Genomic DNA, 13,492 nt, shown 5'->3' on the forward strand with positions numbered 1-13,492 from the left:
TTGCCCGCTCCCGCCTTGATTGAGTGTTATTGCAACCCTACCCGATACAGCACCCCATCATCCTCGTCGGTCAGTACATACACATAGCCGTCCGGACCTTGGCGAACGTCGCGGATACGTGCCTTCAGATCTCCCAGCAGCCGCTCTTCATGCACCACCTTGCCATCTCTCAGCTGCAGCCGGATCAGGTCTTTGTCTGCAAGTGCGCCAATAAACAGATTGTGCTGCCAGGGCTTGAAACGGTCTGAATCGTAGAAGGCCATACCGCTAATGCCGGGGGATTTCTCCCAGACATGATGGGGCCCCACAGTACCTTCGACGGTTTTGCCCTGTGCTTCGGAGATAGGTTTCGACGAGTAGTCAATCCCGTGGGTAGCCAGCGGCCAGCCATAGTTTTTACCACGCTCGATCAGGTTGATTTCGTCCCCCCCTTTTGGTCCGTGCTCGTGAGTCCACAGGGTGCCAGTCCAGGGATTGAGGGCGGCGCCTTGCTGGTTACGATGGCCGTACGACCAGATTTCTGGCCTCACGTCCTTGTTGCCGACAAAAGGGTTGTCGTTGGGAACGCGCCCGTCAGGAAAAATGCGCGCAATTTTGCCCTGCAGTTTGTCCAGGTCCTGGGATGTCGGACGCTGGTTGTTTTCCCCGAGGGCTATAAACAGATAGCCGTCCCGGTCGAACACCAGGCGCGAGCCAAAGTGATTACCGGTAGAAAGTTTTGGCTCCTGGCGGAAGATCACTTCAAAGTTGCTCAAACGGGTCAAATCCTCCGATAAGCGCCCGCGGCCGACGGTGGTTCCTGCTTTACCGTCTTCACCGCCTTCTGCGTAAGACAAATACACCAGGCGATCTTCTGCAAAACTGGGCGACAGCACCACATCGAGCAAGCCGCCCTGCCCTTTGGCCCACACCTGCGGGACACCGGAAACCGGTGCAGACAATTTGCCATCCGGGCTCACGACGCGAAGATTTCCCGGCCGCTCGGTGACCAGCATGCCCTGTTTATCGGGCAGAAAAGCCAATGCCCAAGGATGATCAAGCCCCTCGACGACCGGGGTTGCGGTGACAGTTCCAGACTCGGAAGTAAACGTCTTCTGCGCATCGGCATGGGCCGTGAACGCAATATTGAGTAGCGAAGCGGCGCACACAGTGGCCAGCAAGGTTTTTCTCAACATTAGCTATTCCTTGTTCTATTGAGGTTTGTCTCTGGGCTGCAACGACGGCGCGGTGGGCTTGACGGTCGTTGGCGGTGTCTGGCTACGTGGATAACCATTACCGATCTTGCCGTTCTCGATTGAAGGGGTTCGCAGCGTGGGAGCTGTAGAGGGACCTGTTGCGCCTGACACGGACGCCCCCGTGCCTTGCCGGCTGTTTGGATTGATGCGGCGGATGACGTTGTTGGCTGGCGGCGTGTTGGCTGGCAAGGTGTTTTGCGCCATTAGCCCAGCATGGGCCGCAATTGTTGGGCGGGCCACAGGGTTCGAAAACGTTTGTGCCTGTGCCTGGAAGGCAAGTACGCCGCCCATCAATAGAAACAACAGACTGGATCTGACACCGTTCATCACGTCCTCCGCTTTTTGCACGACCGTGTAGCTTTGAGGGTCGTGCACGTCACAGGTTCGGTTTCAAAGATAACAAAACGTGTCAGGCATCTGTTTCAGGGCCAATTTCGATCACGGTTGACTCCCTCGCCTGCGCCAGAAGGGCCTCGCGGCACACTTGATAGCAATCCTCGATATGGCCATTGCCGACCAGTTTCATCACGCCAAAACTGATGGTTGCCGCCACCGCCTGCCCTACAAACGGGACAAAGCGAATCACTGATTTGGTTGCCACTTTTGCGCCCATCTTGCGCACCAGAGACATGACCAGCGTTCGGCTGATGAATTTGCCGATCACCTCACTGCCAATCCCGGTGACCGCTACCACAATCAGGCGCTTGGACCGTGAGTCCATCTGCTCGATCTGGTGGGGGGTCAAGCCGAATTTGCTGTTGATAGCCGGCAGCATTTCAACCAGCAATGCGACATCGGTACCGATATCGAGCCCGGGTATCGGGATTGCAGCCGCACCTGCAGAAACTGCCGAGCGCTTGGTGACCATGGACCGGCACTCGTCACGTATACGATCGAGCTCGGCTAATGACCTGATTAACATAGGATCCCCCGACAGATAAAAATAAAACCAGCGTAGTCTACTACGCCCTTCTGACCAGCAAGGCAGGCCTGTCTTCATGTAGAGGGGTAACAGCGAAGGAAATTCACAAAGGCGGGGATGTTTTAAGCCATTGACCTGAAAATACACCGGCCAAAAACAATCAAGCACAAAACAATATGCATTGAGCGATGATTTTTTTGAGAGGTCGTGTCGGCCTGAAGTGCTGGCTGGCATCCAGGTATTAGGGGAGCGTGTCCGCGCAAAGATCTTGTCAAGCATTTTCAACAACCAGAATTAATCTGCGCGTGCCCGCAAAACCAATTTCTGTAGTCTGTTGAGTTCCAAGCTAGGGCCTGACGCCCTGCGCTAGGCAGGGCGTTCTATAAACACTCACTCCACTAAAGACCCACCTTAGTGTGGGTCGATAGATCTACAGGAACAGAACTGACCGTTGAATGAAGATTAACCTGGCGGAAAACTCAAGTATCAATGGACTGAAGACACGGCCATCGGAGCGCATTATGGGTCCAGATTGACGATCAGAGACTTGGAAGCGCTCTTAATCTTCTGGCCCAAGATCAGGTTACTGCCGAGCACGACCACTCCAGCCACCGGCACTAACGCCTCGGATTTCAGGAAGCCTAGAATGTAACCTCCAAACAAAACCACTGCCATCAATCCACTGATCATACTGGCCAGCATCATGTATTTGAGCGGGTTACCAAAACTTAGAAGGCGCTGCTTTTCTTCAGCCGATATCATCAATTCCTTCTGACATCCCAAGCACACAGTTGGCTGGTTTACATGCAGTAGCGCCTGCTGTTCCTTGTCGATGGGAAATTCTTTTTCACATGCATTGCAGTGAACTTTCAAGCCAAGAATATGTGTAATGGACGAGCTCATTTTGATCCTTAAAAAACACTTGTTAATGAACTGCTTGGCCATGCATGCACGTGGCATGGCAGCGACCGGCGCGAGGCGAGGCAGATTGCTCAAGTTCAGCCAGCGATCGGGGTACGACAGTCTTTGATATCGGCGATGAACGCGTCTTCGAACTTGGCGGCGTAGTAATGCTCACGGGTGCCAGCAGCACAGGTGCGATACCACTGGACTTCGGTTGGGGTCAAACGCTCGCCCGAGGTCAGGGCAGCTAGCAGTAGTGGCGAGGACTTGTCGAACACCTTGGTAATAACCACTGGCTTGTGCATACGTTGACCGGTCGGCTGGCCGGACTGCGGATCACGCGGGATGATCACTTCGTGTTGAAACCTTTGGACAATGACTTGGTCTTCGTGACTTTCCTGGTAGGTATTGCCACCGGCGATCAAACCTTGCTTGGTGCCGGTTATGGGCATGTAAGCGGGTGTAGCCATGGTGATGCTCCTTGCTGAAAAAAAGCAGTTGGAAGACCGAACAACCGGTCAACGCCTGTTTTAAGCATCAAGGTTCATGCCACTTTTAAAATACACATATTTAACAATTAGTTAATCTAATTACACAGCCAAAAAAAGCTTTCACCTAGCAAAAACCTGCAAAAGTGCGTAACAAGTTGCGCAAGAAGTTGCGCGCAAGACTGCAGTCCACATGCGGCCTGCCCTAAAGGGATTTCCAGTTAATAAATCGGGAATAAGTGCGCAACTTAATGCACATAATGGTTTGCGGCTGTCACTTTGATATTTGGCTCAACAGCCATGAAATTTAGAAGTGTCAAATGGGGCGCTTTGCTCTCTTCCATCGCTGAAGAAAAACAACACGTCAAGGGTGAGGGTATTTTGGGCCACTGACGGGGCCAGCGTACAGAGAAGTAGCCTGTACTCTTGCGAAGTACAGGCCAGTCGCGGGTTACACGTCTTTTTTGACTTTGTCCCACTCAGCCTTGAGCTTGGATACGAATGATTCTTTTGGGGTTTCCTTACAGGCAGTCACGACCAGAGGCGTGATTTTTGCGATACCGTCCACGTCCAGCACCGCATCTTCAACTTTGCCCTTCTTGTTGATGGCTTCACCCAGGCCGACTGCGGTCGGCTGGAAGCTTTCATCCACTGCCAGGAAATCCGCGCACGTCCATTTTGCGACGGGCTGTTTGGTTTCGGCCTGAGCCAGGGTAGACAGTGCAGCCAGACCCACAGCGCCCATTAACAGAATGTGCTTCTTCATATGCAAATATCCCTATTGTCAAAGATTCAATAACATGTGGTGTGCCGCAAAAAACATAGTATCGAATGATGTTTCTGTCAAAAACAACAGCAAAATCATCCTCTTTAAAACATCACTTCACCCCTTGAGCTCTAGTTAACCGAACAAACAAGAGGCACACTAACGCGAGCAGCGGCCAGTCTATAAATCCGCCATTCATGTACCGAGCCGTTAAAACAGCCCCGATATAATCGACGCTGTTTTAACGTGCACTACTGAGAAAGAATGACCTTCATTGCCTTCTCTTTTGCCGCGTTCCCGAACACCTCATACGCCTGGAGAATGTCAGACAGCGCAAAGCGGTGAGTAATCAACTTCCCGGCATCGATTTTCCCGGACTGCACGGTTTTCATCAGCATGGGGGTGGTATTGGTGTTAACCAGCCCGGTCGAGATGGTGACGTTCTGGATCCAGAGTTTTTCCAGGTGCAGCTCAACGCTTTTTCCATGGACACCCACGTTCGCAATGCTGCCCCCCGGTGCGATCACCGATTGGCAGGTATCGAAGGAGGCAGGAATACCCACTGCTTCGATCGCGACATCCACACCGACCCCGTGGGTCAGCTCGAAAATGCGCTCAACTGCGTTTTGGGTCGTGATGTCGATCACATCCGTCGCGCCAAAGCGCTGTGCAACCTCAAGTCGATTGGTGTCGCCATCCACCATGATCAACTGGGCCGGAGAATAGAACTGCGCCGTCAGCAGCGCCGCCATGCCCACCGGTCCTGCACCGACGATGACCACGCTGTCACCCGGCTTGACCTTGCCGGCAAGCACGCCAATTTCGAACCCGGTTGGCAAGATGTCGCTCAGCATCACCAACGCCTCCTCATCCGCACCTGCCGGAACCGGATAGAGGCTGTTGTCGGCATGGGGGATGCGCACATATTCGGCTTGGGTCCCATCAATGGTGTGCCCCAGGATCCAGCCGCCATCGGCGCAATGGGAGTACATCTGACGCCGGCAGTTTGCACAGCTGCCACAGGAGGTGATGCAGGAAATCAGCACATGATCACCGGGCTTGAAGTTGCGGATGGCAGAGCCGACCGCTTCGACCACTCCCACTCCTTCATGACCCAAGACGGTCCCTTCGGTGACTTCAGGCACATCGCCCTTGAGAATGTGCAGGTCAGTGCCGCAGATGGTGGTGTGCAGGATTCGAACAATGGCGTCGGTCGGTTTGTCGATGACCGGTTGGGGGATATCGGCCCAGGCTTTTTTGCCAGGCCCCAGATAAGTGAGCGCTTTCATGATGGCCATCCTTTACCTGATCAAAAAATAATCAGCACTGCCACTCAGGTGGACCCCGAGTGGCAGTCCCTAAAATCATTGATGCAGTTAAGCAGCCTTTTTCGACAGCGCCCTTGCCGCAGGTCATAAAAAGCCTTTTTGGACTAACGGTGCGGATGAACCGTGAAAGACACCAGCCTCACCACAATCGGCCGCACCACCAGAATGCACAGGAACGCGACAGGCATTGCCAGTTGATAGGCATGCAGCACATTGCTTAGATAATCGTGCTCAATACCGGCGTTCGCCGCCGTAATCACCAGCGACATCAGGAAGGCCATGATCGTCGACATGTAAAACGCGAAAACGTAGGGCGTAGCCCGTACAGAGAGCTTCAGACGTTTCGAAACCGGGGTTTCAGCAGATACTTTTGATGTCATACGGGACCTTATCCAGCTTCATTTTCAGGAGTCATGCACCTTAACAAGATCAAAAACCGGCAACTAGACGCCTATCGACAGTTACTTTATAAATAAAAACTTACGAATAGACTTTATGAGCCCCCCACAGTGAATCTGCTAGCGGCAATTACCAGCTTTATCAAAGTGGTCGAAACAGGCTCCATCGCAGGCGCAGCCAAAAGTCTTGGTCTTAGTGCAGCGGCCGTCAGCCAGACCATCAATCGCCTGGAAGAACATCTCGGCACACGCCTGCTGCAACGCACCACACGCAGCATGGCGCTCACCGAACAGGGAGCGACTTACTATGAAAGGGTGCGACATATCGCGTCCGACCTTGAGTCAGCGCACAGGGCCATCAGCACTGGAGAAACTGAACTTCAAGGGCGGCTTTGCATTGCGTCGACATCCGCATTCGGACGGCATGTGCTGGCCCCTCTGGTTGCGGGCTTTGCTAACCGTTACCCGCGTTTGACCCTGGAGCTGTGTACCACCGATGGCAAGATCAATCATATCCAGGACGGCATTGATCTTAGCCTGCGGATCAAGCCGCAACTGGAAGAAGGCATCGTTGCGCGCAAAATCGCTTCCGTTCCTTTCATCATCTGCGCCTCCCCGGCCTATCTGGCCCGAGCCGGTGCCCCCCGTACTCCCGAGGAACTCCAGCAGCATGCCTGCCTGGCCTTCCGTTACCCGCTGGACGGGCGCTTCCTGCGCTGGGGGTTTATCCGCGAAGGCCAGCACTACTACGCAGCGCTCAACGTCACCGCGATCAGTGATGATATCGATGCGCTGACTCAAATGGCGATTCACGGCGCAGGGATTGCGCGCCTTGCCGAGTTCCTGGCGGCCCCTTTTATCGAGTCAGGTCGACTGGTGACACTGCTTGAAAGTAGCCATGAATCCACCGAGTCCTGCGCAGAACCCCTGGATATTTATGCGTGTGTCCAGGATCGCGCCGCCATGACGCCAAAAGTCAAAGCGTTCCTGGACTATTTGACGGCACATATTGAACAACGCTGGACTAAAGACAGTTTTATTACTGTATGACTTTATTAAACGCACCAAAATAGCGCGGCATCTCTTTGGATTAACGTGATAATTTAATACATCCAAAAAACCTATAACAGTTAACTTCTTCACACATTCGTGTTCAGCAGATGAAAATACCAAAGTAAGGGGGCATTCTATTTTTTAATGTACTGTTACACTTAGTTAAAAATGCCATTCAAGGACGAAGCATATGAGTGCCTCAACTAAACGAGGGTGGAAGTGGGCCTACCGCAAGCTGCGTGATCTGCACTGCACGCGCCCTTCTGCCTTTTACAGGGCCACCCTGTACGTTCTTCGCGGGAACACGGGTACATTTGTTTGTGAAGTGACACACAAAAAAATCCGCATTAGCCGCTAACGGCTTTCAGTCTCGTTGCGTGGCTCGCCTGCACATAAATTGCAGGCATTTTATATACCCGTTGAAATCCAGAGGTCTCGCAAGCGCAATGGGGAAGCTCCCATGCTGTTGTTACGCGAGCAAGCCAGTACAATTGCCTGCATCCATTCCCCCCCTTGCCTGACGGAGGGGGGTTGAAGTCACCTGTTGGCTGTCCGGTTGATGAGCCATGCCTGAACGCAAGGCTCATCGAGCCCGTGCCCAAGAAGTCCAGATAATGCCAAAGAAGAAGCAACCCGCAGAGACCCCGGCCGTAACCGCAGCAGACATAGAACGCTCAATTCAGGCCCTGAACAAAATGGCTGAGCGCCTGTGGGGAGAGGATCGGGTAGCCGAGGCCAAAGCCCTGATCGATGCACTGGATGCTTTGAACCGTGCGCTGGACAGGATCAGGATTGGCGAAAGTCGCCGGGCGGTCACTCTTCACTGAGCACGCCCGCCAGCCGTTCAGATAGAGCAAGCGCTGGCACCGTGTTTTTCAAGATAACGCTGCTGATCTTCATCTGCCTTTTGAAACTCGCCCAGTGCCAGAATCACCGTGGCCACCGGCTTTTCCAACCGCCCGCTGGCATCCAGTTGCTGTATGGCGGCCTGTCCTGACTGGGCTTGTAGATCAGAGTTGAAAAACAAGGCCGAACGGTACTTCACCCCGACATCCGCACCCTGACGATCGAACGAAGTTGGATCATGCAATGTCCAGAACTGTTCGATCAGGCCACTGTAAGAAATCACCCCCGGATCGAAGTCGACTTGCACCACTTCAATCCACGCGGCCCCATCTATGGGCGAACGGGCAAAACCGACCCGGCTGTCGATCACTCCCGGTAATAAACGAAACGCGGCTTCAGCCCCCCAAAAACAGCCCGCACCGAAAGTAGCCTGCTCAACACTTACGTCTTCTTCAACATCAGTCATGGGCTGACCTCCTCTTTTTGCGGCAGCAGATGCGAGTGCAACTGCGCGATATGTTCAGGCCCGATACCACAGCACCCGCCAACAATACTGGCGCCTGCCGCCACCCACGACCTGGACCAGTGCAGGTATGACTCCGGCCCCAGATCACTGCGAATCTTCAGCAAGGTGCTGTTTGCTTTTGCCTGTGTACTGACGGGAGGAAACGCATTGGCGTAAACCCCAAGCTCAACGGTTTGATCCACGCTGCCAATGACTTCCCGTGCGCTGGCGAGTGCCGCAGCCATTACTTCTGGCTGGCTGCAATTGAACAGCACTGCCCTTGCCCCCAGCTCGAGCGCTGCACGCACGGCATCGGCGACCGACTCCGATGAGCGCAGTCGCGGCGGCTCGTCGGCCTCATCCAGGAGGGTAAACGCGACCCAGAGTGGCTTGGTCTCTGCGCCGAGCGCCTCCACGACAGCCCGTACTTCAGCGATGGAGCTTTGGGTTTCCGCCAACCAGACATCGACATGAGCCCGCAGCCCGGCGATCAGCTCGCGATGAATCGCGACCGAACGTTGATGATCAAACAAATCCGGTCGATACGACCCCAGGGCTGGCGGTAAAGAACCGGCCACCGTGACCGGCTCGCTACTGCCGGATGCAGCCTCACGGGCCAGGCCTGCAGCCCGCTCGGCCAGGGCGCGTCCGTCCCTGGCAAAGCGCTCATCCCCGATATGAAAAGGCACCACCGCGTAGCTGTTGGTGGTGATGATTCGTGCACCGGCCTCAATGAACGCTTGATGGGCCTGGAGCACAAACTCGGGGGCCTCGATCAGCGCGAGCGCTGACCATTCAGGCTGGCGAAACGGCGCCCCGATCCGCTGAAGCTCACGCCCCATGCCGCCATCGAGTAAACGCAAGGATGGGTGGCTCATTGGATCGCACTCACTTTCGGCGCCGATGGGGCGAGCCACTGGTCGACGATGGCACCGTTGGCCTGGACCCACGCCTTGGCGGCGACGTCTGCAGGCAGTTTTTCCTTTTCGATCTTCAGAATCAGGTCATTGAGTTGCGCAGGCTCGATCGCCACATTGCGCAGGAACTCGGCAATTTTAGGTGCGCGTTTCTGCAAGGATGAGGACGCCAGAACGTGAACCCTGGCATCCGGGAAGGCGCAGGTGATCTGACTCTTGTTCAGCCAGTCCGGGTCAACGGTCGGGCTGATGAATTTCCAGCAGCCATCGGCCTTGTACAGCGGGTCATCTTTTTTGTTGTCCTGGGCATAGCCGTCAAACGCGGGTTCATCCAGACGACGCAGGTCAAACGCCGAAAAGATCCAGTCCGGTGTATAGGCATAGAACACCACGCCACGCTGCGCCTTGTAAGCCGACGCCAGCTTGGCGTAGGTCACCGATGCCTCCGTGGACACCGACTCGAATTTGTCGGCGAACCCGTAATCCTTGGCTTTGATCTGGCCGATGTAAGTCGACTCCCATCCGGCAGGTCCCACCAGCAACTCGGCCTTGCCGCCGCCCAGAGGCTCGAAGAGTTTGGCCACTTCCGGTTTTTTCAGGTCGTAGACAGATTTGACCCCGTACTTGTCCTGCACATAGCCGGGAATATAAAAGCCCTGCACGGCCGTGTAGGGTTGAGTATTCGGTACCAGGGACCGGGTGCCGCCTGTGACGTATTTCGCCCAGGCTGCCGACTGGTTGGGCAGCCAGATATCCGTCAGCACGTCCACCGAGCCATCCCCTTTGGACGCGGCACTGAACAGCACCGGGACATCCCCTGCGAGGTACGAAACATCGCCATCAAGACGGGTTTTGATCACTTCCCCCAGGATGTACTGAATGGCGATAGCGCCCGTCCAGTTCTGCTCACCAATGACTATTTTGTCCTTGGCCTGGGCTGTGGCGGGAAGAATCAGGGAGGCCAGCAGTGCTGCAGCGCCCCAGTTGCGCAATACGTGTGTCTTCACAATAAGTCTCACTGTTCAGGTGTGCAGATGATCTTGCTTGCGCAAGCTCGATTGAATGATTCGATCAGGGATCAGCGCGCACAGAACGATCGCCACGCCAGCCAGCACGCCCTCGCCACCCTTGATATTGCGCAACGCCGTCATGACGTCATAACCCAGGCCGCCAGCGCCGATCAGTGCCGCCACGACGACCATCGACAGACTCATGACGATGGTTTGATTGACCCCAAGCAACAGCGACCGTCGAGCCAGAGGCAGTTGCACCTTGGTCAGGGTTTGCCAGGGACTGGCTCCATGGGCGACCGCAGCTTCGACGGCATCCTTGGGAACTTGCTGAATCCCCAGGGAGGTCAGGCGAATCATCGGCGCCAGCGCAAAAATCACCGTTGCGATTACCGCCGGCGTCTTGCCGACCGAAAAGAACGCCACGGCGGGGATCAAATACACAAACGTTGGCAGGGTTTGCATCACATCCAGCAAGGGCGTGATCACCTTGCGTATCAGCGGTCGCTTGGCAAGCAGAATGCCGGTGGGCACGCCAATGACCAGGGCAATCAACACGGAAGACCCCACCAGCGCCAGAGTGGCGATGGTTCGCTCCCAAAAGCCGAACAGGCCGATGTACAGCAACGCAGCCCCACTGGTCAGCGCCAACGCCAAGCCCGCCGAGCGCCACGCCAGAAACACCAGCGCCAGCGCCGAAACCGGCCACGGCAACCAGCCCAGCAGGCTTTCGATGCCTTCGATGACGGTCCTGACCGCAACGATCACACCCACGAATGCGCTCTCGAACGTCACCTGGGACCAGCCAATAAAGTCATCAATGCTCTGCGCTGTCAGCAACAGCGCCTGGCGATTGCTCGGGAACTGCAGCAGCACATTAGTCGTGTCTGGCGTGATGACACGCCAGATCACCAATGCCTGACTGACCAGCAATACCACCAAAGGCAGCGCCCAACCCGATGCGTTGCTGCGCACGGGATGGCGGCTCAACGAGAACGCTGCATAGCGACTGACGCCAAACAGCGCCACGGCTGCCAGAATCGCCAGCCACAAACCGCTGGTAATGTTTTGCCCCACCAAAGCCAAAGCGGCGAGCTCTGCAACGAACGTAAGCCAGAAGGCACCGCCCTTGCCCTGTGCGGCCAGGGCCGCGGGGCCCAGCAACACGGATTGCCAGCCACTCAACCCAGGGTTGGACGCTTGCTCGCGGGGAGCACCTTCAGCAGCCGGGACGGGAACGTTTTCAACGCTTCGCAGCACTGACGGGGTTGGGGTGCAGTCCCGGAAAAAATCCGCCACTTCAGCGTCAACCGGATGCTCCAGCAACTCCTGGGGTGTGCCCAACTGCACCAGCCGACCGCGGCGCAGCACGGCAATCCGGTCGGCAAGACGTATGGCTTCCGCCGGGTCGTGGGTGACCAGCAATGTGCTGATTCCGCGTTCACGCACCAGGGCCAGAAAATGAGTTTGCAGATCCCGGCGGATGGTCGGATCGAGTGCGCTGAATGGCTCGTCCATCAGCAAGATGTCGGGGTCAGTCACCAATGCCCGTGCCAGCCCGACCCGTTGCTGCATGCCACCGGATAGCTCATGGGGATAATGATCGCCCCACCCTTGCAGCCCCACCGCCTGTAACTGCAGCGTGGCCGCCGCATAGCGAATCGACTCGGGTTCGCCGCGCAATTCAAGGGGCAACGCGACATTGTCCAGCACCGTGCGATGGGGCAGCAGGCCAAAATGCTGAAACACCATCCCGATGCGCTGGCTCCTCAACTCGCGCAAGGCCTCGGGACTCAAGCCGCTGATGGCCTGGCCTTCGATCAGGACTTCGCCACTCGAGGGCTCGATCAGGCGATTGATATGGCGCAGCAGCGTTGACTTGCCACTGCCGGATGTTCCCATCAGGCACAGCACCTCACCACGACGCACCTTCAGACTTACATCGCTGACGGCAGGCAACGCCGAGGCGTTCTTGCGCTGATAGGTTTTGGTGACGTTTCGCAATTCGAGGACGACGTCACCCTCCCTTTCGGGATGGCTGGCGGGATGGGCGAGCCATTGAGAGGGCTCGATCCGGGCTGCTGATGAAGCGGTTTGAGTCAGTGTCACAGTAGCTCCGAGCAAGCACTCCCTGGAGGCGGCGTGCTGCTCGCTCCAGAGTGGGAAAAAGGGCTGCGCCCCAGGCCATGCTCCGAATACGGTAAGCCTGATGCAAAAAAAAGCGCCGCAGTTGAGGGCGGCGCCTTGCAGAGGCATAAAGCTAAACGATCTTAAAAACTAGAAATAAATACTATTTTGGAATTAGCTTAGGCCAATATCAGCCTCTCTCCGATCATCAAGATGCGAAGCCTCTAAAAATTCTCAAGGCTGACTTTTATCCCCGCACGCCCCGCCAACTCGATAATCCCGGGTACCCGATCAGCATCAACAATGAAACCGTCGTAATTGTCCCCTCCCGAGTCCAGGTGAAGATAACGTTTACCCAGCCGGGCTAACCACTGGTCAAGGTTGCCGAGAACTTCGGGCATCGATGAGGCGCCTTCATGGACGTAGACATAGGGTTCCTTCAAGCCACTGGCGCTCACCAAAAAGGGCGCTTGATACTCGAACACGTCATAACCCTTCCAGTCCACGCTAAGCAGAACGAGGGTTTCAAGTTTTTGTCCTTTGACGTCATTCAACAGCCCCTCTGTGAGGGCGGTGGGTGCGTCATCTCCCATCGTGTATCGACGCATCACACGCCGCACAAGCCTGGCCCCTTCCTTTTGCGGAACGAGGGCTACCAACTCATTGGCAAAAGCCTCAAGTGCTTTTTTCCGGGCGGGATCGTGCCCCTCAGGTCGCAGTTCTTTCATGATTTTTGAAGCGCTGAGGTTGGTTTCCTCGGGTGGAGGCATGGTGAAGCGTCCACCAAACAGCCGATCTAAAAAGCCCATGTCACTCCCTGTTTCACGTTGAGGATAACTCTCCCGTTCAAGTCCGGGCCCCAGATCCCGTCGTAGCTTACGGGCGCTACGTGATGATTGTCGATCAACTGCCTTGCTGTGAGCTTCCCGCCCTTTTCAGGCCAAGGCCCAATGGCCAGTTGACATCTGCGCGGCAAACTTCTAAAAAAGGGTTC

At 55.7% G+C, this 13,492-nt stretch carries 14 protein-coding genes and 1 pseudogene; 2 read left to right on the forward strand and 13 right to left on the reverse strand.

Features of this window, described 5'->3' with window-relative positions; genetic code table 11:
- Positions 1–26: 26 nt before the first annotated feature.
- From AACY07_RS16610 to AACY07_RS16645, 8 genes and pseudogenes are all read right to left on the reverse strand, one after another.
- Entirely contained in the window at positions 27–1,175 is a 1,149-nt protein-coding gene (locus tag AACY07_RS16610; protein WP_339476200.1) for a PQQ-dependent sugar dehydrogenase, read from the reverse strand.
- A gap of 15 nt (positions 1,176–1,190) precedes the next feature.
- Positions 1,191–1,562: a hypothetical protein gene (locus tag AACY07_RS16615; protein WP_339476202.1), complete on the reverse strand. Its 372-nt coding sequence runs from the start codon at positions 1,560–1,562 to the stop codon at positions 1,191–1,193.
- 82 nt (positions 1,563–1,644) lie between these two features.
- Positions 1,645–2,436, reverse strand: a complete 792-nt coding sequence (locus AACY07_RS16620; RefSeq protein WP_339476204.1) for a hypothetical protein — start codon at positions 2,434–2,436, stop codon at positions 1,645–1,647.
- Between the two features lie 240 nt (positions 2,437–2,676).
- Positions 2,677–3,060 (reverse strand): hypothetical protein, encoded by a 384-nt coding sequence (locus tag AACY07_RS16625; RefSeq protein WP_339476206.1) that lies wholly within the window; start codon positions 3,058–3,060, stop codon positions 2,677–2,679.
- Positions 3,061–3,167: 107 nt separating this feature from the next.
- Positions 3,168–3,530: pseudogene (locus AACY07_RS16630) on the reverse strand (Hcp family type VI secretion system effector); the annotation flags it as partial.
- Positions 3,531–3,999: 469 nt separating this feature from the next.
- Positions 4,000–4,314, reverse strand: a complete 315-nt coding sequence (gene hdeA, locus AACY07_RS16635) for an acid-activated periplasmic chaperone HdeA (protein WP_133078054.1) — start codon at positions 4,312–4,314, stop codon at positions 4,000–4,002.
- Between the two features lie 251 nt (positions 4,315–4,565).
- Complete coding sequence (locus AACY07_RS16640; RefSeq protein ID WP_339476207.1) at positions 4,566–5,603, reverse strand: zinc-dependent alcohol dehydrogenase family protein; 1,038 nt, start codon at positions 5,601–5,603, stop codon at positions 4,566–4,568.
- Between the two features lie 143 nt (positions 5,604–5,746).
- Positions 5,747–6,022: a DUF2798 domain-containing protein gene (locus AACY07_RS16645; RefSeq protein ID WP_339476209.1), complete on the reverse strand. Its 276-nt coding sequence runs from the start codon at positions 6,020–6,022 to the stop codon at positions 5,747–5,749.
- Between the two features lie 129 nt (positions 6,023–6,151).
- Between AACY07_RS16645 and AACY07_RS16650 the strand changes: the two genes are divergently transcribed.
- Both AACY07_RS16650 and AACY07_RS16655 read left to right on the forward strand, forming a co-directional pair.
- A complete protein-coding gene (locus tag AACY07_RS16650) occupies positions 6,152–7,090 on the forward strand; it encodes a LysR family transcriptional regulator (protein ID WP_339476211.1) in 939 nt (312 codons plus the stop codon).
- Between the two features lie 617 nt (positions 7,091–7,707).
- A complete protein-coding gene (locus AACY07_RS16655; protein ID WP_133078050.1) occupies positions 7,708–7,920 on the forward strand; it encodes a hypothetical protein in 213 nt (70 codons plus the stop codon).
- 17 nt (positions 7,921–7,937) lie between these two features.
- On the opposite strand, the gene msrA is transcribed toward AACY07_RS16655, so the two are convergent.
- The 5 genes from msrA to AACY07_RS16680 form a co-directional block, all read right to left on the reverse strand.
- Positions 7,938–8,405 carry a peptide-methionine (S)-S-oxide reductase MsrA gene (gene msrA / locus AACY07_RS16660; protein WP_339476213.1) on the reverse strand — a complete coding sequence of 156 codons (468 nt, stop codon included), beginning with the start codon at positions 8,403–8,405 and terminating at the stop codon, positions 7,938–7,940.
- Positions 8,402–9,322, reverse strand: coding sequence for a homocysteine S-methyltransferase family protein (locus AACY07_RS16665; RefSeq protein ID WP_339476216.1), 921 nt, complete (start codon positions 9,320–9,322; stop codon positions 8,402–8,404). The genes msrA and AACY07_RS16665 overlap by 4 nt, the downstream gene beginning before the upstream one ends.
- Positions 9,319–10,368, reverse strand: coding sequence for an ABC transporter substrate-binding protein (locus AACY07_RS16670; protein WP_339476219.1), 1,050 nt, complete (start codon positions 10,366–10,368; stop codon positions 9,319–9,321). The genes AACY07_RS16665 and AACY07_RS16670 overlap by 4 nt, the downstream gene beginning before the upstream one ends.
- Before the next feature lie 15 nt (positions 10,369–10,383).
- Positions 10,384–12,480, reverse strand: coding sequence for an ATP-binding cassette domain-containing protein (locus AACY07_RS16675; RefSeq protein WP_339476221.1), 2,097 nt, complete (start codon positions 12,478–12,480; stop codon positions 10,384–10,386).
- A gap of 242 nt (positions 12,481–12,722) precedes the next feature.
- Positions 12,723–13,307 carry a DUF6630 family protein gene (locus AACY07_RS16680; RefSeq protein ID WP_339476224.1) on the reverse strand — a complete coding sequence of 195 codons (585 nt, stop codon included), beginning with the start codon at positions 13,305–13,307 and terminating at the stop codon, positions 12,723–12,725.
- Positions 13,308–13,492 lie beyond the last annotated feature (185 nt).

It is taken from the genome of Pseudomonas sp. RL_5y_Pfl2_69, from assembly GCF_963970465.1.
Lineage (GTDB): Bacteria > Pseudomonadota > Gammaproteobacteria > Pseudomonadales > Pseudomonadaceae > Aquipseudomonas.

What these genes read in the sequence shown, in the direction of transcription:
- AACY07_RS16610 (WP_339476200.1), bottom strand. Translation starts at nt 1,175, where the DNA reads ATGTTGAGAAAAACCTTGCTGGCCACTGTGTGCGCCGCTTCGCTACTC.
- AACY07_RS16615 (WP_339476202.1), bottom strand. Translation starts at nt 1,562, where the DNA reads ATGAACGGTGTCAGATCCAGTCTGTTGTTTCTATTGATGGGCGGCGTA.
- AACY07_RS16620 (WP_339476204.1), bottom strand. Translation starts at nt 2,436, where the DNA reads ATGCTTGACAAGATCTTTGCGCGGACACGCTCCCCTAATACCTGGATG.
- AACY07_RS16625 (WP_339476206.1), bottom strand. Translation starts at nt 3,060, where the DNA reads ATGAGCTCGTCCATTACACATATTCTTGGCTTGAAAGTTCACTGCAAT.
- hdeA (WP_133078054.1), bottom strand. Translation starts at nt 4,314, where the DNA reads ATGAAGAAGCACATTCTGTTAATGGGCGCTGTGGGTCTGGCTGCACTG.
- AACY07_RS16640 (WP_339476207.1), bottom strand. Translation starts at nt 5,603, where the DNA reads ATGAAAGCGCTCACTTATCTGGGGCCTGGCAAAAAAGCCTGGGCCGAT.
- AACY07_RS16645 (WP_339476209.1), bottom strand. Translation starts at nt 6,022, where the DNA reads ATGACATCAAAAGTATCTGCTGAAACCCCGGTTTCGAAACGTCTGAAG.
- AACY07_RS16655 (WP_133078050.1), top strand. Translation starts at nt 7,708, where the DNA reads ATGCCAAAGAAGAAGCAACCCGCAGAGACCCCGGCCGTAACCGCAGCA.
- msrA (WP_339476213.1), bottom strand. Translation starts at nt 8,405, where the DNA reads ATGACTGATGTTGAAGAAGACGTAAGTGTTGAGCAGGCTACTTTCGGT.
- AACY07_RS16665 (WP_339476216.1), bottom strand. Translation starts at nt 9,322, where the DNA reads ATGAGCCACCCATCCTTGCGTTTACTCGATGGCGGCATGGGGCGTGAG.
- AACY07_RS16680 (WP_339476224.1), bottom strand. Translation starts at nt 13,307, where the DNA reads ATGGGCTTTTTAGATCGGCTGTTTGGTGGACGCTTCACCATGCCTCCA.